This window comes from Vibrio sp. 378 (assembly GCF_033339435.1).
In genome coordinates, this window is the sequence record NZ_JAWOUO010000138.1 from 1 (window position 1) to 1,103 (window position 1,103).

Annotated in this window: 1 protein-coding gene and 1 pseudogene; both read left to right on the forward strand. The window is 49.7% G+C overall.

The features are described from left to right. A pseudogene (locus R7Q48_RS24655) lies at nucleotides 1-170 on the forward strand (2-octaprenyl-6-methoxyphenyl hydroxylase); the annotation flags it as partial. Nucleotides 171-219: 49 nt separating this feature from the next. Further along, nucleotides 220-1,103: FAD-dependent monooxygenase (locus R7Q48_RS24660; RefSeq protein ID WP_318132744.1), on the forward strand; the 884-nt coding region annotated here is incomplete at its 3' end.

Sequence of the window (1,103 nt, forward strand, 5' to 3'; positions counted from 1 at the left end):
AAGCAGACCGCAACGAAACCATTTGGCTAACAAGCTCGTTAGTCCATGTTTTTTCAAACGATTTACTCGCGATGCGAATTGGGCGAAATACAGCCTTAGCCGCGATGGATAACCTTTCTATTTTTAAGCAGCCGCTCTTGCGCCATACTCTTGGCTTAGTGAAACGATGATTGACTGCAACAAACTAGGTAACAACCAGTTATTAGGTAATAAATAGCAATGATGCAAAGTGTAGATATCGCCATCATCGGCGGAGGGATGGTTGGGTTGGCGCTTGCCGCCGCATTCAAAGACAGTGACCTGCGTATCGCCGTGATCGAAGGTAGTGTGCCAGATGAAACGTTGAATGAACTGCCTGATGTGCGAGTTTCTGCACTGAGCCGCTCAAGTGAAACCATTTTACGTAAGCTAGGAGCTTGGCAGGGTATTGAGCAACGCCGTGCTGCACCTTACTACGGTATGGAAGTGTGGGAGCAAGACAGCTTCGCAAAAATAGAGTTTGATGCACAAAGTATGGCGCAACCTGATTTGGGTCACATCGTTGAAAATCGCGTGATTCAGTTAGCGTTGTTGGAACAAGTGCAAAAGCTAGAGAATGTGACGCTATTCATGCCAGCGCGCTGTACGACACTCGCGGTCGGTGAACAAGAGAGTTGGTTAACGCTCGATAACGGCCAAGCGATGACAGCGAAGCTGGTGGTGGGCGCAGATGGCGCGAATTCGTGGCTGCGTAACCAGATGGATATTCCTTTGACGCATTGGGACTACGGTCACCATGCGTTGGTTGCTAATGTGAAAACAGCGGATCCGCACCACAGCATCGCGCGTCAGATTTTTACACCTCACGGGCCTTTGGCATTCTTGCCAATGTCTCAACCAAACATGTGTTCTATCGTCTGGTCGACAGAGCCAAACCGAGCGGAAGAATTGCTGGTCATGAGCGATGAAGCGTTCAACAAAACGCTAACCAGCGAATTCGATGCTCGTTTAGGCGTGTGTGAAGTGGTGGGAGAGCGAGCGGCGTTTCCGCTAAAAATGCGTTATGCCCGAGACTTTGTGGTTGAACGTGTTGCACTGGTTGGTGATGCGGCTCATACCATCCA